The 18272-nt window shown below is 68.0% G+C and carries 13 protein-coding genes and 3 rRNA genes; 13 read left to right on the top strand and 3 right to left on the bottom strand.

Annotated features, from left to right (window positions below):
- Positions 1–76: 76 nt before the first annotated feature.
- The 7 genes from Actkin_RS04810 to Actkin_RS04840 all read left to right on the top strand — a co-directional run bounded on the left by Actkin_RS04810 (position 77) and on the right by Actkin_RS04840 (position 10480).
- Positions 77–1594, top strand: a 16S ribosomal RNA gene (locus Actkin_RS04810).
- Between the two features lie 374 nt (positions 1595–1968).
- Positions 1969–5082: ribosomal RNA gene (locus tag Actkin_RS04815) — 23S ribosomal RNA — on the top strand.
- A gap of 105 nt (positions 5083–5187) precedes the next feature.
- Positions 5188–5304, top strand: a 5S ribosomal RNA gene (rrf, locus tag Actkin_RS04820).
- The 16S, 23S and 5S rRNA genes sit together here, the layout of an rRNA operon.
- Positions 5305–5426: 122 nt before the next feature.
- Complete coding sequence (locus tag Actkin_RS04825; protein ID WP_258906110.1) at positions 5427–6287, top strand: GNAT family N-acetyltransferase; 861 nt, start codon at positions 5427–5429, stop codon at positions 6285–6287.
- Positions 6284–7018: a type 1 glutamine amidotransferase gene (locus tag Actkin_RS04830; RefSeq protein WP_258906111.1), complete on the top strand. Its 735-nt coding sequence runs from the start codon at positions 6284–6286 to the stop codon at positions 7016–7018. The genes Actkin_RS04825 and Actkin_RS04830 overlap by 4 nt, the downstream gene beginning before the upstream one ends.
- A 3-nt stretch (positions 7019–7021) precedes the next feature.
- Positions 7022–10012 carry a bifunctional [glutamine synthetase] adenylyltransferase/[glutamine synthetase]-adenylyl-L-tyrosine phosphorylase gene (locus Actkin_RS04835; RefSeq protein ID WP_258906112.1) on the top strand — a complete coding sequence of 997 codons (2991 nt, stop codon included), beginning with the start codon at positions 7022–7024 and terminating at the stop codon, positions 10010–10012.
- A 54-nt stretch (positions 10013–10066) separates the two neighbouring features.
- Positions 10067–10480, top strand: a complete 414-nt coding sequence (locus Actkin_RS04840) for an acyl-CoA thioesterase (protein WP_189212447.1) — start codon at positions 10067–10069, stop codon at positions 10478–10480.
- Here the strand turns inward: Actkin_RS04840 and Actkin_RS04845 are convergent.
- The gene (locus Actkin_RS04845) at positions 10477–11556 is read right to left on the bottom strand and encodes a P-loop NTPase family protein (protein WP_189212446.1); all 1080 of its coding nucleotides are present in this window, start codon (positions 11554–11556) and stop codon (positions 10477–10479) included. The two genes, Actkin_RS04840 and Actkin_RS04845, sit on opposite strands and share 4 nt — an antisense overlap.
- Before the next feature lie 192 nt (positions 11557–11748).
- Entirely contained in the window at positions 11749–13173 is a 1425-nt protein-coding gene (gene glnA / locus Actkin_RS04850) for a type I glutamate--ammonia ligase (RefSeq protein ID WP_189212445.1), read from the bottom strand.
- Between the two features lie 187 nt (positions 13174–13360).
- On the opposite strand from glnA, the gene Actkin_RS04855 reads away from it, so the two are divergent.
- Positions 13361–13843, top strand: coding sequence for an RDD family protein (locus Actkin_RS04855; protein ID WP_189212444.1), 483 nt, complete (start codon positions 13361–13363; stop codon positions 13841–13843).
- On the opposite strand, the gene Actkin_RS04860 is transcribed toward Actkin_RS04855, so the two are convergent.
- Complete coding sequence (locus Actkin_RS04860) at positions 13844–14584, bottom strand: DUF4191 domain-containing protein (RefSeq protein WP_189212443.1); 741 nt, start codon at positions 14582–14584, stop codon at positions 13844–13846. It lies immediately after the preceding gene.
- Positions 14585–14646: 62 nt separating this feature from the next.
- Here Actkin_RS04860 and Actkin_RS04865 point away from each other — a divergent pair, with 62 nt between their 5' ends.
- The 5 genes from Actkin_RS04865 to Actkin_RS04885 all read left to right on the top strand — a co-directional run bounded on the left by Actkin_RS04865 (position 14647) and on the right by Actkin_RS04885 (position 18182).
- Positions 14647–16731: an ATP-dependent DNA helicase UvrD2 gene (locus tag Actkin_RS04865; protein ID WP_258906113.1), complete on the top strand. Its 2085-nt coding sequence runs from the start codon at positions 14647–14649 to the stop codon at positions 16729–16731.
- A gap of 126 nt (positions 16732–16857) precedes the next feature.
- Positions 16858–17058, top strand: a complete 201-nt coding sequence (locus Actkin_RS04870; RefSeq protein WP_258906115.1) for a hypothetical protein — start codon at positions 16858–16860, stop codon at positions 17056–17058.
- A gap of 99 nt (positions 17059–17157) precedes the next feature.
- Entirely contained in the window at positions 17158–17547 is a 390-nt protein-coding gene (locus Actkin_RS04875) for a WhiB family transcriptional regulator (RefSeq protein ID WP_373292424.1), read from the top strand.
- Complete coding sequence (locus Actkin_RS04880) at positions 17544–17762, top strand: hypothetical protein (RefSeq protein ID WP_189212440.1); 219 nt, start codon at positions 17544–17546, stop codon at positions 17760–17762. Before Actkin_RS04875 ends, Actkin_RS04880 begins: the two co-directional genes overlap by 4 nt.
- A gap of 204 nt (positions 17763–17966) precedes the next feature.
- The gene (locus tag Actkin_RS04885) at positions 17967–18182 is read left to right on the top strand and encodes an alcohol dehydrogenase catalytic domain-containing protein (RefSeq protein WP_258906116.1); all 216 of its coding nucleotides are present in this window, start codon (positions 17967–17969) and stop codon (positions 18180–18182) included.
- The last annotated feature ends 90 nt before the right edge of the window (positions 18183–18272 follow it).

Genomic DNA, 18272 nt, shown 5'->3' on the forward strand with positions numbered 1-18272 from the left:
CTTTTATGAAGTGAACCCCTGTTTGTGGGTTCCTTTGAGTATATTTTGACCAGATACGTCTGGTTGCTATGGATCATTGTTGGAGAGTTTGATCCTGGCTCAGGACGAACGCTGGCGGCGTGCTTAACACATGCAAGTCGAGCGGTAAGGCCCTTCGGGGTACACGAGCGGCGAACGGGTGAGTAACACGTGGGTAATCTGCCTCATACTCTGGGATAAGCCTGGGAAACTGGGTCTAATACCGGATAGGACCATTGCGGGCATCCGTGGTGGTGGAAAGTTCCGGCGGTATGGGATGAGCCCGCGGCCTATCAGCTTGTTGGTGGGGTAGTGGCCTACCAAGGCGACGACGGGTAGCCGGCCTGAGAGGGTGACCGGCCACACTGGGACTGAGACACGGCCCAGACTCCTACGGGAGGCAGCAGTGGGGAATATTGCACAATGGGCGAAAGCCTGATGCAGCGACGCCGCGTGAGGGATGACGGCCTTCGGGTTGTAAACCTCTTTCGCCAGGGACGAAGCGCAAGTGACGGTACCTGGAGAAGAAGCACCGGCTAACTACGTGCCAGCAGCCGCGGTAATACGTAGGGTGCGAGCGTTGTCCGGAATTATTGGGCGTAAAGAGCTCGTAGGCGGTTTGTCGCGTCGGCCGTGAAAACCTGGGGCTTAACTCTGGGCCTGCGGTCGATACGGGCAGACTTGAGTTCGGTAGGGGAGACTGGAATTCCTGGTGTAGCGGTGAAATGCGCAGATATCAGGAGGAACACCGGTGGCGAAGGCGGGTCTCTGGGCCGATACTGACGCTGAGGAGCGAAAGCGTGGGGAGCGAACAGGATTAGATACCCTGGTAGTCCACGCCGTAAACGTTGGGCGCTAGGTGTGGGGAGCATTCCACGTTCTCCGTGCCGTAGCTAACGCATTAAGCGCCCCGCCTGGGGAGTACGGCCGCAAGGCTAAAACTCAAAGGAATTGACGGGGGCCCGCACAAGCGGCGGAGCATGTGGATTAATTCGATGCAACGCGAAGAACCTTACCTGGGCTTGACATGCACCGGAAACCGGTAGAGATATCGGCCCCCTTGTGGTCGGTGTACAGGTGGTGCATGGCTGTCGTCAGCTCGTGTCGTGAGATGTTGGGTTAAGTCCCGCAACGAGCGCAACCCTCGTTCCATGTTGCCAGCACGTAATGGTGGGGACTCATGGGAGACTGCCGGGGTCAACTCGGAGGAAGGTGGGGATGACGTCAAGTCATCATGCCCCTTATGTCCAGGGCTTCACACATGCTACAATGGCCGGTACAGAGGGCTGCGAGACCGTGAGGTGGAGCGAATCCCTTAAAGCCGGTCTCAGTTCGGATCGGGGTCTGCAACTCGACCCCGTGAAGTCGGAGTCGCTAGTAATCGCAGATCAGCAACGCTGCGGTGAATACGTTCCCGGGCCTTGTACACACCGCCCGTCACGTCACGAAAGTCGGTAACACCCGAAGCCCATGGCCCAACCCGCAAGGGGGGGAGTGGTCGAAGGTGGGACTGGCGATTGGGACGAAGTCGTAACAAGGTAGCCGTACCGGAAGGTGCGGCTGGATCACCTCCTTTCTAAGGAGCACCTCGACACGGACCCGTTATTCCCGGGACCGTGGAGGACCATCGTCGAGGCCGACCGTGCCTCGGATGGTTGCTCGATGAATTGTGGAACTACTGGTGGAGCGTGGTCGTCGGTCTGGTGCCCGGTGTCCTAGTACTGGCCCCCTGTGGGGGGTTCGTGGAACGGAGCGGGTGGCGGGTCGAGGACGATGCGTGCGGCACACTGTTGGGTCCTGAGACAACACCCGCTTGCGGGGTTGCTCGAGGGAAGTGTCACTACAGGGTTCCTGTGCAGTCAGACGGCCGCGGGTGCGGTGCTGTGGTTGCGGTATGCGGGGATCTCTGGTTGGTGTTTGAGAACTGCACAGTGGATGCGAGCATCTTTGTGGCAAGTGTGTAAGGGCATACGGTGGATGTCTTGGCACCAGGAGCCGATGAAGGACGTGGGAGGCTGCGATAAGCCTCGGGGAGCTGTCAACCGAGCTGTGATCCGAGGATGTCCGAATGGGGAAACCCGGCACCAGTCATGTGGTGTCACCCGCACCTGAATGTATAGGGTGTGTGGAGGGAACGCGGGGAAGTGAAACATCTCAGTACCCGTAGGAAGAGAAAACAACATGTGATTCCGTGAGTAGTGGCGAGCGAAAGCGGATGAGGCTAAACCGTGCGCGTGTGATACCCGGCAGGGGTTGCGTGTGCGGGGTCGTGGGACCTGTCGATCAGTTCTGCCGGGCTGATAGAGAGTCAGAAAGCATCGTGGTTAGTCGAACGTCTCTGGAATGGGCGACCGTAGTGGGTGAGAGTCCCGTAGGCGAAAACCTGATGTCTCTCGATGGTGTTCCCGAGTAGCAGCGGGCTCGTGGAATCTGCTGTGAATTTGCCGGGACCACCCGGTAAGCCTGAATACTCCCTGGTGACCGATAGCGGACTAGTACCGTGAGGGAAAGATGAAAAGTACCCCGGGAGGGGAGTGAAAGAGTACCTGAAACCGTGTGCCTACAAGCCGTCAGAGCCTACTTTGTTGGGTGATGGCGTGCCTTTTGAAGAATGAGCCTGCGAGTCAGTGCTGCGTGGCGAGGTTAACCCGTGTGGGGGAGCCGTAGCGAAAGCGAGTCCGAAGAGGGCGGTTGAGTCGCGTGGTCTGGACCCGAAGCGGGGTGATCTACCCATGGCCAGGGTGAAGCAGCAGTAAGATGTTGTGGAGGCCCGAACCCACCAGGGTTGAAAACCTGGGGGATGAGCTGTGGGTAGGGGTGAAAGGCCAATCAAACTCCGTGATAGCTGGTTCTCCCCGAAATGCATTTAGGTGCAGCGTCATGTGTTTCACGCCGGGGGTAGAGCACTGGATGGTCTAGGGGGCCTACAAGCTTACCGAAATCAGCCAAACTCCGAATACCGGTGTGTGAGAGCGTGGCAGTGAGACTGCGGGCGATAAGGTTCGTAGTCGAGAGGGAAACAGCCCAGAACACCAGCTAAGGCCCCTAAGTGTGCGCTAAGTGGGAAAGGATGTGGGGTCGCCCAGACAACCAGGAGGTTGGCTTAGAAGCAGCCATCCTTGAAAGAGTGCGTAATAGCTCACTGGTCAAGTGGTCCTGCGCCGACAATGTAGCGGGGCTGAAGCGCGCCGCCGAAGCTGTGTCATTCACACAATACATCCGCCCTGTCTCTTTGGGATGGGGTGCAGTGGTGTGGATGGGTAGGGGAGCGTCGTGTGGCCTTGGAAGCGGCAGCGTGAGCTAGCCGTGGAGGCCATGCGAGTGAGAATGCAGGCATGAGTAGCGAAAGCAGAGTGAGAATCTCTGCCGCCGGATGACCAAGGGTTCCTGGGGCAGGTTCGTCCGCCCAGGGTAAGTCGGGACCTAAGGCGAGGCCGACAGGCGTAGTCGATGGACAACGGGTTGATATTCCCGTACCCGTGTGGACGCGTCCCTGACGAGGCCGTTGATACTAACCGCCCAAAGCCGCCGCAGCTTTCGGGTTGTGGTGGTGGAGCGCGGGATCTGATTCGGTAGTAGTCAAGCGATGGGGTGACGCAGGAGGGTAGCTCCGCCAGCTGTTGGTGACTGGTGCAAGCGTGTGGCCCGCAGCATAGGCAAATCCGTGCTGCATCAAGGGTGAGGCGTGATGCGTAGCCGATTGAGGCGAAGTAGAGTGATCCCATGCTGCCGAGAAAAGCCTCTAGCGAGTGTCCGTGCGGCCCGTACCCCAAACCGACACAGGTGGTCAGGTAGAGAATACCGAGGCGTTCGGGTGAACTGTGGTCAAGGAACTCGGCAAAATGCCCCCGTAACTTCGGGAGAAGGGGGGCCGGTGTGCTTGAAGCCCTTTGCGGGCTAGGGTGTGCCGGCCGCAGAGACCAGCGAGAAGCGACTGTTTACTAAAAACACAGGTCCGTGCGAAGTCGTAAGACGATGTATACGGACTGACTCCTGCCCGGTGCTGGAACGTTAAGAGGACCGGTTAGCCCGTAAGGGCGAAGCTGAGAATTTAAGCGCCAGTAAACGGCGGTGGTAACTATAACCATCCTAAGGTAGCGAAATTCCTTGTCGGGTAAGTTCCGACCTGCACGAATGGAGTAACGACTTCTCGGCTGTCTCGACCACAGGCCCGGTGAAATTGCACTACGAGTAAAGATGCTCGTTACGCGCGGCAGGACGGAAAGACCCCGGGACCTTTACTATAGCTTGGTATTGGTGCTTGGTTCGGTTTGTGTAGGATAGGTGGGAGACTGGGAAGCGCTCACGCCAGTGGGTGTGGAGTCGTCGTTGAAATACCACTCTGATCGTACTGAGCATCTCAACCTCGGACCGTGATCCGGTTCAGGGACAGTGCCTGGTGGGTAGTTTAACTGGGGCGGTTGCCTCCCAAAGGGTAACGGAGGCGCCCAAAGGTTCCCTCAGCCTGGTTGGCAATCAGGTGTTGAGTGCAAGTGCACAAGGGGGCTTGACTGTGAGACTGACGGGTCGAGCAGGGACGAAAGTCGGGACTAGTGATCCGGCGCTGGCTGGTGGAAGCGGCGTCGCTCAACGGATAAAAGGTACCCCGGGGATAACAGGCTGATCTTGCCCAAGAGTCCATATCGACGGCATGGTTTGGCACCTCGATGTCGGCTCGTCGCATCCTGGGGCTGGAGTAGGTCCCAAGGGTTGGGCTGTTCGCCCATTAAAGCGGTACGCGAGCTGGGTTTAGAACGTCGTGAGACAGTTCGGTCCCTATCCGCCGCGCGCGTTGGAGACTTGAGGAAGGCTGTCCCTAGTACGAGAGGACCGGGACGGACGAACCTCTGGTGTGCCAGTTGTCCCGCCAGGGGCATGGCTGGTTGGCTACGTTCGGAAGGGATAACCGCTGAAGGCATCTAAGCGGGAAGCCTGTTCCAAGATGAGGTCTCCCACCCCTTTGAGGGTTAAGGTCCCCAGTAGACGACTGGGTTGATAGGCCGGAGATGGAAGCACTGTGAGGTGTGGAGTTGACCGGTACTAATAGGCCGAGGGCTTGCCACGAACATGTTACGCATCCACTGTGTGGTGTCTGAGACACCAACCACCCCCCAGCACCCGAGGTGAGACTCGGTGTGCGGGATGTGGGGGTTGTTTGTTTCATAGTGTTTCGGTGGTTTTAGCGGTGGGGAAACGCCCGGTCCCATTCCGAACCCGGAAGCTAAGCCCATCAGCGCCGATGGTACTGCACTCGTGAGGGTGTGGGAGAGTAGGACACCGCCGGACTTCATTACCTGAAGGCCCGTTCTTGTAACGGCTCCGAGAGTTTTCTCGGACTGTTACAAGAACGGGCCTTCAGGCTTTTAATCGTTTGCGCGCTTGCCGCGGGGCGACGCACCATGCAGGGCATGGATGTGGTCATGCACGCCGAGGTGCGCGAGTTCGCCGAGCACGCGTTGCCGTTGCTCCAGGCCGACCCGGTCCGCAACACGATGGCGTTGACCGTGCTCACCGGCGCGCTCAACAACGATGACCCGGATGTCGTGATGATCACCGTCCAGGAGGGTGGTCGGACGGTCGGCGCCGCGTTCCGCACGCCGCCGTGGCCGTTCATCGTCTCCGGGCTACCTCCGCGCACTCATGCAGCCGTGGTGGAACACCTTATGCGGGAGGGGATCGAGTGCGGCGGCTTCTCCGGGCCGCGGGATGCCGCGGACTCGTTGATGGCACTGTGGACAGACGCTACGGGCGAAGTGGCGTTGCACTCCCTCGCGCTGCGGCTGCACCGGCTGGTGGAGTTCACGCCGCCGGACGTGCCCGGCGCGTTCCGCTGGGCGGTCGAGGACGACATCCCCCTGTTGGGGCTCTGGTGGGATGAGTTCGACGTCGAGTCGCACGTCGGGGGTGGCTTGGGCGACGCGGGTGAGGTGATGGTGCGGCGCTCGTTCGCTAGCGGCGTACGCAGGTTCGGGATGTGGTGCGACCCGGACGGGACGGCCGTGGCGATGGCGGGTGTCAGTCCGCCTCTGCACGGGATGTCCCGGATCGGGCCGGTCTACACGGCCAAGGACCAGCGGGGGCGCGGATACGGCAGCGCGGTGACCGCCGCGGTGACCCAGGCGGCGCTCGACCAGGGGGCGCGAGAGGTGCTGCTGTTCACCGACGTCACGAACCCCGTGTCGAACGCCATCTACCGCCGCATCGGGTATCGGCCGGTGCTGGAGGCCGTCGAACACCGCCTGCCGGTCGCGAATACCCTCGACGTGTGACCGTACGCACCCTGGTCCTGCAGCTGGACGACGACGACCCGCCCGGCAGGCTGGCCGACTGGCTCATCGACGCAGGCGCGGAGCCGCACGTCGTCCGCCACGGCCGTGATCCGCTGGAACTCGGCGACCATCAGGCCGTCGTCTGCCTCGGTGGCGCGATGAACGCCAACGACGAGCGCCTGGCCGATGTCCGCGCGTTTCTGTCGGCCTGCGTGTCCAAGGGTGTGCCGCTGCTTGCGATCTGCCTGGGCGCCCAGCTCCTCGCCGTCGCCACGGGCGGGCGGGTCGAGGCCGGCGACAAGGGGGCCGAGGCGGGCGCGGGGCTGATCGCCAAGCGCGACCTCGGGTGGACCGACCCGTTGTTCGCCGACCTGCCGCTGATGCCCGACGTCGTGCAGTTCCACTCCGACGTCGTGACGCGGCTGCCCGACTCGGCCGTCCTGCTCGCCGCCGCGGCGCGCTACCCGAACCAGGCGTTCCGGGTCGGCAGGGTCGCCTACGGCGTGCAGTTCCACATCGAGACCTCGCCGGAGACTGTGCTCCGCTGGGCGGCGGGCAACCCGGATGTGGCCGCCTCCGCCAAGCCCGGTGAGCTGGCGCCCGCGCGGCTCACGGAGCTGCACGAGGACGTCGAGGCGTGCTGGCGGCCGTTCACCGAGCGGTTCGTCGCCCTGGCCCGCGGCGATCTCGCCCCGGCGGAAACAGCCCGACCGACCCTGCCGATGATCTAGCCGATGGCCGATCCCGCCCGCTCCGTCCCGTCGACCGCCCGGTTCGGCCTCACCGGCGACCAGGCGGAGCGCGAACTGCGCGCCGCCGGTCTCTGGGACGACTCCGGCCCGCTGTCGGACTACGAGCCGATCCTGACCTCGTTGTCCCGTGCCCCGGAGCCGGACGTCGCGCTGCGCGGCCTCGACCGGGTGCGGGAAGCCGACCCGGACGGCTGGCCGGAGCTGCGGGCCGCGCTGGTCGAGGACCGGCAGCTCCGCGGCAGGCTCATCGCGGTCCTGGGCTCCTCGACGGCCATGGCCGACCACCTCGCGGTGCGGCCGAGCGAGTGGCGCAGGCTCACCAGCGCCCGCACTCCCGTCGACGGCTACACCGGCGCGCTGCTCGCCGCGGTCGGGGCCGAGGGAGACGGGCCGCAGGGGCCGGTCGCCCGGCTGCGCGGTCGCAAGGCGGTACGCGCGCTGCGGTTCGCCTATCGCGGACTGCTGATGGAGGTCGCGGGGGACGACCTCGGCCACGTCGTCGAGTCGAGTGTCCCGCCAGCCGACTACGTCGCGGTCACCGCCCAGCTGACCGATCTCGCCGAGGCCGCGTTGCGGGCCGCGCTCGCCGTCGCGTGGGCGGACCAGGAGGGCGCGCAGGACCAGGCCCGCCTGACCGTCATCGCCATGGGCAAGTGCGGCGGGCACGAGCTCAACTACGTCAGCGACGTCGACATCGTGTTCGTCGCCGAGGACGACCTCGCCGTGGCCACCCGGGTCGCCAGCACGATGATGCGGGTCGCGGGCGAGGCCTGTTTCGAGGTCGACGCCGCTCTGCGCCCGGAGGGCAAAGCGGGCGCGCTCGTGCGCACCGTGGACGGGCACGCCTCCTACTACAAGCGCTGGGCGCGCACCTGGGAGTTCCAGGCGCTGCTGAAGGCCCGTCCGATCGCGGGGGACCGGGAGCTGGGCGAGGAGTACATGGGCGTCGTGCGGCCCATGGTGTGGTCGGCGGCCGACCGGGAGAACTTCGTCGCCGACGTGCAGGAGATGCGCAGGCGCGTGGAGAAGCACGTGCCTTCCGAGCTGATCGAGCGGGACCTCAAGCTCGGCCGAGGCGGGCTCCGCGACGTCGAGTTCGCCGTGCAACTCCTACAACTCGTGCACGGCCGCGCGGACGAGACACTGCGGCTCTCCTCCACTGTGGACGCGCTGGCCGCGCTCGGCGCGGGCGGCTATGTCGGGCGCACCGACGCCGCCGAGCTGACTGAGTCCTACCGGTTCATGCGCACGCTCGAACACCGGTTGCAGTTGCAGCGGTTGCGGCGCACGCACCTGTTCCCCGCCGAGGAGGACACGGTTGAGCTGCGCAGGCTCGCCCGGTCCATGGGCATCGGGCCCGAGGGTGGGCGCTCGGCGGCGCAGGCGTTGCAGGCGGAGTTCCGCAAGCAGGCCAACCACATCCGCAGGCTGCACGAGAAGCTGTTCTACCGGCCGCTGCTCGCCGCCGTCTCCCGGGTGCCGACCGACGCGCTGCGGCTGACGGCGGGCCAGGCGCAGGCCCGGCTCGCCGCCCTCGGCTACACCGCGCCCGACGGGGCCCTGCAGCACATCAAGGCCCTCACGTCGGGGGTCTCCCGGCGCGCGGCCATCCAGACCGCGCTGCTGCCCGTCCTGCTCGATCTCCTCGGCAACACGCCCGACCCCGACGGCGGGCTGCTGGCCTACCGCAAGGTGTCCGAGGCGCTGGCCGCCACACCCTGGTACCTGCGGGTGCTGCGGGACGAGGGGGCCGTCGCCGAGCGGCTGGCGACGCTGTTGGGCACCTCGAAGCTGGTGCCCGACCTCATCGTCCGCGCGCCCGAGGTGCTGCGGCTGCTGGCCGACCCGCGCGAGCTGACCCACCGCGACCCCGCGGACGTCGCCGCATCGCTGCGCAGCGCCGTCAAGCGGCACGGGTACCTGGGGAACGCGGTGGCCGCCGCGCGCTCGCTGCGGCGGCACGAGATCCTCCGGGTGGCGTGCGGCGACCTCCTGGGGTTCCTGGACGTCGAGTCCGTCTGCGCGGCGCTGTCGAGCGTCTGGGGTGCGGTGCTGCAGGCCGCGCTGGCCGCCGTCGACCGGGCCGAGGCGGCGGCGGACGGCGGTCACCTGGCCCGCATCGCCGTCATCGGCATGGGCAGGCTCGGCGGCGCGGAACTCGGCTACGGGTCCGACGCCGACGTCCTGTTCGTCTGCGAGCCCGCCGACGGCGTGTCCGACCAGGATGCCGTGCGCTACGCGGGACGGGTCGCGCAGAGCCTGCGCAAGCTCCTCGGCTCGCCCAGCGGCGACCCGCCGCTGCACGTGGACGTCGACCTGCGCCCGGAGGGCAAGAACGGCCCGCTGGTGCGGACGCTGGAGTCCTATCGCGCGTACTACACCCAATGGGCGGAGGTCTGGGAGGCGCAGGCACTGCTGCGCGCGAGCCCGATCGCGGGGGACGAGGACCTCGGCGCGCGGTTCATCGAGATGATCGAGCCGATCCGGTATCCCCGCGATGGGCTCGACACCGCCCAGATCCGCGAGATCCGGCGCATCAAGGCCAGGGTGGACACCGAGCGGCTGCCGCGCGGGGCCAACCCGAACACCCACACCAAACTGGGGCGCGGCGGGCTGGCCGACGTCGAGTGGACCCTCCAGCTGATCCAGCTGCGGCACGCGCACGCCCATCCCGCGCTGCGGACCACGTCCACACTGGACGGCCTGCGCGCCGCGGCGGAGGCCGGGCTCGTCGACGACGCCGACGCGGCCGCGCTGCGCGAGTCCTGGCTGCTGGCCACCCACGTGCGCAACGCCGCCACGCTCGTGCGGGGCAAGTCGACCGACCAGCTGCCCGGGTCCGGCCGCGAGCTGGCCGCGACCGCCGCCGCCGTGGGCCACACCGGCGCCGACCCCGGCGCGTTCGTCGACGCCTACCTGCGCACGACGCGCCGGGCGCGGGGCGTGGTCGAGCGGCTGTTCTACGAGGACTGAGGGACTGGTCACGCGCGCGGCCGGATAGTCGGCCGTTCGGCTTAGAGTGCGGGTATGGCCTGGAGCATCCGCATCCCCGTGCGCAGCTACGAGCTGGACGCGCTCGGGCACCTCAACCAAGCCGTGTACCACCAGTACGCGGAGGTCGCCCGGGTGGAGGGCTTCGCGGCCGCGGGCTGCCACTGGTCGAGCCTGATCGAGGCCGGGACCGCGCCGGTGCTGCTGTCGGCCACCATCGACTACCGCAGGGAGATCCGCGCGGGCGAGTCGGTCGACGTGACCTGCGAGGTGAAGTTCGGCGCGGGCAAGACGTTCCGCGCCGACTCCACGATCACCAAGCTCGACGGCACGGTGTCCGCCGAGATCACCTGCGTCATCGGGGTCATGGACCTCGCCAGGCGCAAGCTGGTGGCCGACCCGCGCGCCGCTCTGGAGGCGCACGGGTTCGACCTCGGGAAACTCGACTAGGCCATGACCTCGCCGACCTCGTCCATCAGCACCTCGGCCGTGGCGCGGCGCAGCAGTTCGCCCGCGAGCGCGGGGGACTGCAGGTCGAGCGCTCCGTAGACCGGGACGTCCAGGCCCGCCTGCGCCTCGCGGACCGCCAGCGGCGACGTGGTGAGCAGGCCGCTGACCGCCAGCACCGGGTGGTTGCCCGCGCGCAGCCGCTGGACGCCGTAGAGGGCGCCGGAGGAGTCCGCGGCGGCGAAGAGGACCCCGCTGGTGATCCGGCGGATCTCCGGGCGGTCCATCAGCTGCGCGGTCTCCGGCTGCAGCAGGCCGTCGGCGACCTCGAGGACGATGGCGTCCACGCCGCGGGCCATCAGGTGGCCGTGCAGCAGGAGGGCGCCGTCGACCAGGCGGTCCAGGGGGATGCGGAACGTGGTCGCCATGCCCGCGTCGGTGAAGTCGAGTGCGATGACCGCGCCGGAGTCGCGGAACAGCCAGGGATCCCCGCCCGCGGCGGTGCCGGTGACCTTCGCCGCGCCGACCCGCAGCCCGGCCCGGGTCAGGCCGTGCACGAGGGACGCGACGGTCGTCGTCTTGCCCGAGTTCATCGACGTGCCCACGACGACGAACGTGGGCGGAACGCGCAGAGCCGACACCGGCGTGCCCAGCGCCAGGTCGGAGACGTTGATGATCCGGCCGCTCGCGTCGCCCAGCAGCCCCAGCGGGCGGACGGTCGTCGGCGCGGAGACCGCGGCGTTGCGGCTGCGGACCTTGCCCAGCACCCCGCCCGCCGCGACGAGGTCGCACGCGCCGAGGTCGTCGGGCAGCTCGGCCTCGAAGTGGTCGGGGGCGTAGCGGGCGCCATAGGCGACCAGCACCTCGTCGCCCACGTACAGCCGCGCCTTGCGGCCGTCGGTGAGCTCCAGCAGCTGGTGGTAGCCGACCTTGGTGATCTCCGCCAGGACGACGTCGCCGTGGGTCGGCTGGTGATCGGCGTGGTGGACGAGGGTGAACGAGGCTTCCCGATCGAGATTGCGCACCGCGTAGGCCGTCTTCAGCCGGTCTAGGCGCGCTGGATCTAGGGTTGCGAACATGGCGGGTCCTCGACGATCGCTGGGAAAGATGCGCCCGCCCGAGAGCCGGACGGACTGGTGTGCGCGGGAGCGTACGGCTTTCCGTGCTGTCAAGGGAATGCCACAGCGGGTATCGGTTCGGGAAACCCACTCTTTCGGGTATATGGAAACGGGGCGACGACCCCTGGTCGCCGCCCCGTGGCCCGCTACTGATCAGCAGTCGTAGTACAGGCCGAACTCGTACGGGTGCGGGCGAAGCCGCAGCGGGTCGATCTCGTGCTCGCGCTTGAACGCCACCCAGGTCTCGATGACGTCGGGGGTGAACACGCCGCCCTCGAGCAGGTAGTCGTGGTCGGCCTCCAGCGCGTCGAGCACCTGGTCCAGCGACGCCGGGACCTGCGCGACCTCCTTGGCCTCCTCGGGGGGCAGCTCGTAGAGGTCCTTGTCGATCGGGGCAGGCGGCTCGATCTTGTTCTTCACGCCGTCGAGACCGGCCATGACCATGGCGGCGAAGGCCAGGTACGGGTTGCCGGAGGAGTCCGGGCAGCGGAACTCGACGCGCTTGGCCTTGGCGTTGTTGCCGGTGATCGGGATGCGCACGCAGGCGGAGCGGTTGCGCTGCGAGTACACCAGGCTGACCGGGGCCTCGTAGCCGGGAACCAGGCGGTGGTAGGAGTTCACCGTCGGGTTGGTGAAGGCCAGCAGCGACGGGGCGTGCGCCAGCAGGCCGCCGATGTAGTGGCGGGCGGTGTCCGACAGGCCCGCGTAGCCCGACTCGTCGTGGAACAGCGGCACGCCGTCCTTCCACAGCGACTGGTGGCAGTGCATGCCGGAGCCGTTGTCGCCGAAGAGGGGCTTGGGCATGAAGGTGGCGGACTTGCCCTCCTGCCAGGCCGTGTTCTTGATGATGTACTTGAACAGCTGCAGGTCGTCCGCGGCGTGCAGCAGCGTGTTGAACCGGTAGTTGATCTCGGCCTGGCCGCCGGTGCCGACCTCGTGGTGGGCGCGCTCGACGGTGAAGCCCGCGTTGGCCAGGTTCATGACCATCTTGTCGCGCATGTCGGCGAAGTGGTCGACCGGCGGGACGGGGAAGTAGCCGCCCTTGAAGCGGGTCTTGTAGCCCTTGTTGTTGCCGTTCTCGTCGGCGCCGGTGTTCCACCAGCCCTCGACGGAGTCGAGCTCGTGGAAGGAGCCGTTCTCGGTGTAGTCGAAGCGCACCGAGTCGAAGGTGTAGAACTCCGCCTCGGGGCCGAAGTACGCGGTGTCGGCGATGCCGGACTCGGCGATGTACAGCTCGGCCTTGCGCGCGATGTTGCGCGGGTCGCGGCTGTAGGGCTCCTGGGTGAACGGGTCGTGCACGAAGAAGTTGAGGATCAGCGTCTTCTCGATGCGGAAGGGGTCCAGCCGCGCGGTGTACGGGTCGGGCAGCAGCAGCATGTCCGACTCGTGGATCGACTGGAATCCGCGCACGGAGGAGCCGTCGAAGGCCAGGCCCTCGGTGAAGGCGTCCTCGTCGAAGGCGGACGCCGGGACGGTGAAGTGCTGCATGACGCCGGGCAGGTCGCAGAACCGGACGTCGACGAACTTCACGTCCTCGTCGGCGATGAAGCGCAGGACCTCGTCGGAAGAGTTGAACACGCTGATTGGCTCCTTACTCCTAGCTCTGCTTGACGGGCAGGCTGGCTTCCCCGCTCTGCGTGATGACGCTATGAGGGCGGTGTTGCCCGGCAGTCACCCCGATGTTTCGTCGGTGTTAACGACGGCCGGTTTCGCCCGAAGCATGCCAGTGACGGGCACGCGCGGCACCTCGTCCTACGCTGGTGGGGTGAGCAGATGGAGTGGCACCTGGCTGTCGGGGGCGGGCGCGGCGCTGGAGCCCCGGGAGGGTGACGCGCGCTGGCGCGGCGACCGGCTCGGCCTGCCCGAGCGCGGGCCGGGCTCGGTGGCGGGGACGGGCGCGCGGCTGGTCGCGTTCCTGGTCGACCTGGTGCTGGCGTCGCTGGTGACGTCGCTCTTCGTCGACCGCGACCTCGACGACCTGGCGTCGCAGTGGACGTTCAACCTCGTCGCGGTGGGCGTGTGGCTGGTCATCACCGCGGTCGGCGTCGGGCTGGCGGGGTTCACGCCGGGCAAGCTGCTGCTGGGCCTGCGCGTGGTGCGGATGGACGGCGGGGCGATGGTGGGCCCGCTGCGATCCGTGCCGAGGACGGTCCTGGCGGGCCTGGTCATCCCGGCCGCGATCTGGGACCGCGACGGCCGCGGGTTCCACGACCGGCTGACCGGGACGATCGAGCTGCGGATCCGCTAGCTAGCGCCGCCGGATGGTGCGCTGGACGCTGCGCATCTTGACGCCCTGGGGCATGGGGCCCTTGGGGAGCGCGGCGCCGCGGCTGGCCAGGGCGGCGAGGCGCTTCTCGACGGTGTCGATGTCGTTCGGGCGCAGGTTGTTGGGCAGCTTCATCAGGTGCTTCTGCAGGCCGCGGAGCGGGACCTGGCCGTCCTCGTTGCCCACGATCACGTCGTAGATCGGGGTGTCGCCCACGAGCCGGGAGATGCGCTTCTTCTCCTGGCCGAGCAGGGTCTTGACCCGGTGCGGGGAGCCCTCCGCGACCAGGATGACGCCGGGGCGGCCGATGACCCGGTGCACGGCGTCCAGCTGGGTCGTGCCCGCGACGGTCGGGGTGACGCGCCAGCGGCCGCGCAGGTTCTCCAGTGCCCACGCCGCGGCGCCGGGCTGGCCCTCGGCCTTCCCGTACACCGTCTTCTGGACGCGGCGGCCGAAGACGATGACCGCGGCGAGCAGGCCGAAGGCGATGCCGACCGGCAGCAGGAACCATTCGATGCCCAGCAGCCAGCCGATGCCGAAGACCACGGCCACGACCAGCAGGAACGCGCCGAGCATCCACGGGATGAGGCCCTTGTCCTCCTTGCGCTGCATCTTGAACGCCTGGAAGATCTGCCCGCGCTTGGCCTTCGACTCGGCCTTGCGGGCCGCCTTGGCCTCCTTGGCCGCTGCCTTGGCAGCCGCCTTGTCCTGCTTGTCCGCCATGTTCCCCAGGATACGGGGCGGGCTCGCGCTCTCCACCGGTGCGCTCTGTCAAGATGCTGGGCATGGCCGGCGCGCGGGGATTCTCAGAGGGGCTCGATCCGGACCAGCTGGCCGCCGTGCGGGCCCCGAGGGGGCCGGTGTGCGTGCTCGCGGGCGCCGGGACGGGCAAGACGAGGACGATCGTCAGCCGCATCGCCGCTCTGGTCCACGACGGGCACGTCGCCGCAGGTCAGGTGCTGGCCGTCACGTTCACGACCCGGGCGGCGGGGGAGCTGCGGACCCGGCTTCGGGCGATGGACATCCACGCGGCGCAGGCCCGCACGTTCCACTCCGCCGCGCTGCGCCAGCTGCGGTACTTCTGGCCGCGCGTGGTCGGCGACGAACCGTGGGAACTGATCGACGGCAAGCTGCGTTTGGTGGGTCAGGCGGCTCACCGCGCGGGCGCGGCGACCGAGCGGGAGTCGCTGCGGGACCTCGCGGCCGAGATCGAGTGGGCCAAGGCGACGCTGATCGGGCCGGAGGACTACCCGGCGGCGGTCGCCAGGGCGCACCGGTCCACGCCCGTGTCCGCCGACCTGGTGGCGGCGGTGTACGCGGGCTACGAGGCGCTGAAGAACCGGGCCCGGCTGCTGGACTTCGACGACCTCCTGCTGCACACGGCGGCGGCGCTGGAGGAGCACTCGGCGGTGGCCGAGGAGTTCCGCGACCGGTACCGGTGCTTCGTGGTGGACGAGTACCAGGACGTGACCCCGCTGCAGCAGCGGGTGCTGGACGCGTGGCTGGGCAAGCGCGACGACATCACGGTGGTCGGTGACGCCAACCAGACCATCTACTCGTTCGCGGGCGCCTCGCCGCGGCCGCTGCTGGATTTCAGCAGGCGCTACCCGGACGCGGTGGTGGTGCGGCTGGAGCGGGACTACCGCTCGACCCCGGAGGTCGTGTCGCTGGCCAACCGGGTCATCTCGGCCGCGCGCGACCGGCCTGCCGGGTCGCGGCTGCGGCTGGTCGGGCAGCGGCCGTCGGGGCCGCAGCCGGTGATCGCCGAGTTCGACGACGAGCCCGCCGAGGCCGCCGCGGTGGTCGCGCGGGTCAAGGAGCTGGCCGAGGCGGGCACGCCGCTGCGTGAGATAGCGGTGCTGTTCCGCATCAACGCGCAGTCGGAGGTCTACGAGCAGGCGCTGGCCGAGGCGGGCATCCCCTACCTGGTGCGCGGTGGCGAGCGGTTCTTCGCCCGCCAGGAGATCCGGCAGGCGGTGGCGGCGCTGCGCACGGCCGCCGCCAACCCGCCCACCGGCGATCTGCCCGGGCAGGTGCGGTCGGTGCTGGAGGCGGTCGGGCTGACGGCCGAACCACCCGCGGGCGGCTCGGCGCGGGAGCGGTGGGAGTCGCTGCTGGCGCTGGTCGAGGTGGCCGAGGAGCTGGCGGCTGCGGTGGCCGACGCCGACCTGCGGCGGTTCTGCCACGAGCTGGAGCAGCGCGCGCAGGCCCAGCACCCGCCCTCGGTCGACGGCGTGACGCTGGCGTCGCTGCACGCGGCCAAGGGCCTGGAGTGGGACGCGGTGTTCCTCGTCGGCCTGGTCGAGGGGACGCTGCCGATCCAGCACGCCGACGGCGACGCCGCCGCCGTGGAGGAGGAGCGGCGGCTGCTGTACGTCGGGGTGACGCGCGCCCGCGAGCACCTGTCGCTGTCGTGGTCGCTGGCGCGGACCGAGGGCGGCGGGCGCTACCGCAGGCGCAGCCGGTTCCTCTACGGGCTCATCCCGGACAACCACCCCGCGGCGCGGCTGCCGGTCAAGCGGGAGTCGACGGTCCGGCAGCGGTTCACCGAGAAGTTCTGCCGGGTGTGCGAGGCGCGGCTGGTCGGGGCGCTCGCGGTCAAGCTGGGCCGCTGCGAGGACTGCCCGGCCGAGGTGGACGAGCCGCTGCTCGACCGGCTGCGGGAGTGGCGGCACGAGCGGTCCCGGGCGCTGAAGGTGCCCGCCTACGTGATTTTCACTGACGCGACGCTGATGGCCATCGCCGAACAACGTCCGGTGGATCGGGCCGCGCTCGTGGCGATCTCCGGCATCGGGGCCCAGAAGCTGGAGAAGTTCGGCGCCGAGGTGCTGTCGCTGGTCTCCGGCGGCGACTCGGCCAAACGAGTGTGACCGGCGTCACGCCGAGAAGTGGAAAATCGGTTGCGGCCCCCGCCGTGGGGCCAATAACCTGCAATCACCGGGATCGAACTGCCCGGGAGTTCCGCCCAAACGACAGCGAGTGAGGAGGTGGCCATCGTGGAGAACATCATGATCCAGATGACCCCAGGCTACCTCGCGCTGCCCATGGGCGGAGCTGTGTCTGGGGCTGGGGTCTGCCCGAAGCACGTCCGCGAGCGCGTCGCCGCCTCCGCGAGCGTCGTTTCGGCACGGCAGCGCGCCGAGCGCATCGATTTCACCGCCACTCTCCCGTCCGCCACCTCGGGATGGGTGACTTGACGCCACGTCAACTCACCCAGGCTCCCGAGGCCGCGGACTCCGATACCGGAATCCGCGGCCTTTTTCTTTGCCCAAAACTTCGACCTGGAGCGACACCAGATGTCAACCGCCACTGCTCCGCGCACCGCCGGAGTGCTCCCCGACCTGCTGGACATGTCCAGCACCGGTGTGAGCGAGCTGCTCGACGCGGCTCCGCACGCCGGGCTTGACCTGCCCTGCCGGTCGTCCGACAACCCCGACCTGTGGTTCGCCGACGCGCCCGCCGAGCTCGAGCGCGCCAAGACCCTCTGCGAGGACTGCCCGGTCCGCGCGGCCTGCCTGGCCGCCGCGCTGGCCCGGCACGAGCCGTGGGGCGTCTGGGGCGGCGAGATCTTCGAGCGGGGCGTGGTCATCCCGCGCAAGCGGCCCCGCGGCCGCCCGCGCAAGGAGGACGCCGCCCGCGACGCCGCCGAGCGCGCGGCCCGCGCCCGAAACGAGGTCGCCGCATGAACACGCACCTGATCACCCCGAAGCCGTACGACTACACCCCTGAGGGAAGCACGCAAATGCTGATCTACGAACATCTCGCCAGATCCCGAATGCGGGAGGCGGAGCAGGCGGCGCGCAAGCACCGCCTGGTCCGCGGCCTCCTCCGAGCCAGGCGCTGGGAGCGGGTCTCGCATTGGGCCGCCCAGCGCGCGGAGAGCGCCACGCTCCCGGAGTGAACCGACGATCGGACAACCCCGCCACCACCCGGTGGCGGGGTTGTCCGCGTTCAGCCAGCGCGTCCGCCGACTCCGGTGGGTCCTGCGGGGGTAGGGGGCCGAGGAGGCGGACATGCGCGGAGTGGTCATGCGGGCAGCAGGCGACGTACGCGTGACGGACCGCGAGGAGCCGAGGATGTCGAGCCGACGGACGCGGTCATCCGGGTGACGGCCACCTGCGTCTGCGGGGCCGACCTGTGGCCCTACCGCGGCGTCGAGCCCGCCGACCACCAGGTGATGGGCCACGAGTACGTCGGGGTGGTCGAGGAGGTCGGCGCGGACGTGCGGACCGTCGCGGTCGGCGACTTCGTCGTGGGTCGTTCGTCATCTCCGACAACACCTGCGAGACCTGCCGCGCCGGCTACCAGTCCAAGTGCGTGAACGCCTCGTTCGTGTCGCAGATCGGCACCCAGGCCGAACGCGCCCGCATCCCCTTCGCCGTCGTCGGGGACGGGGCGGTCGGCCTCATGG

It is taken from the genome of Actinokineospora sp. UTMC 2448, assembly GCF_024760565.1.
GTDB lineage: Bacteria > Actinomycetota > Actinomycetes > Mycobacteriales > Pseudonocardiaceae > Actinokineospora > Actinokineospora fastidiosa.

Excerpts from the sequence above, each read along its gene's own strand:
- Actkin_RS04825 (WP_258906110.1), top strand. The coding sequence starts at position 5,427 with ATGGATGTGGTCATGCACGCCGAGGTGCGCGAGTTCGCCGAGCACGCG.
- Actkin_RS04835 (WP_258906112.1), top strand. The coding sequence starts at position 7,022 with ATGGCCGATCCCGCCCGCTCCGTCCCGTCGACCGCCCGGTTCGGCCTC.
- Actkin_RS04840 (WP_189212447.1), top strand. The coding sequence starts at position 10,067 with ATGGCCTGGAGCATCCGCATCCCCGTGCGCAGCTACGAGCTGGACGCG.
- Actkin_RS04845 (WP_189212446.1), bottom strand. The coding sequence starts at position 11,556 with ATGTTCGCAACCCTAGATCCAGCGCGCCTAGACCGGCTGAAGACGGCC.
- Actkin_RS04860 (WP_189212443.1), bottom strand. The coding sequence starts at position 14,584 with ATGGCGGACAAGCAGGACAAGGCGGCTGCCAAGGCAGCGGCCAAGGAG.
- Actkin_RS04865 (WP_258906113.1), top strand. The coding sequence starts at position 14,647 with ATGGCCGGCGCGCGGGGATTCTCAGAGGGGCTCGATCCGGACCAGCTG.
- Actkin_RS04875 (WP_373292424.1), top strand. The coding sequence starts at position 17,158 with ATGTCAACCGCCACTGCTCCGCGCACCGCCGGAGTGCTCCCCGACCTG.
- Actkin_RS04880 (WP_189212440.1), top strand. The coding sequence starts at position 17,544 with ATGAACACGCACCTGATCACCCCGAAGCCGTACGACTACACCCCTGAG.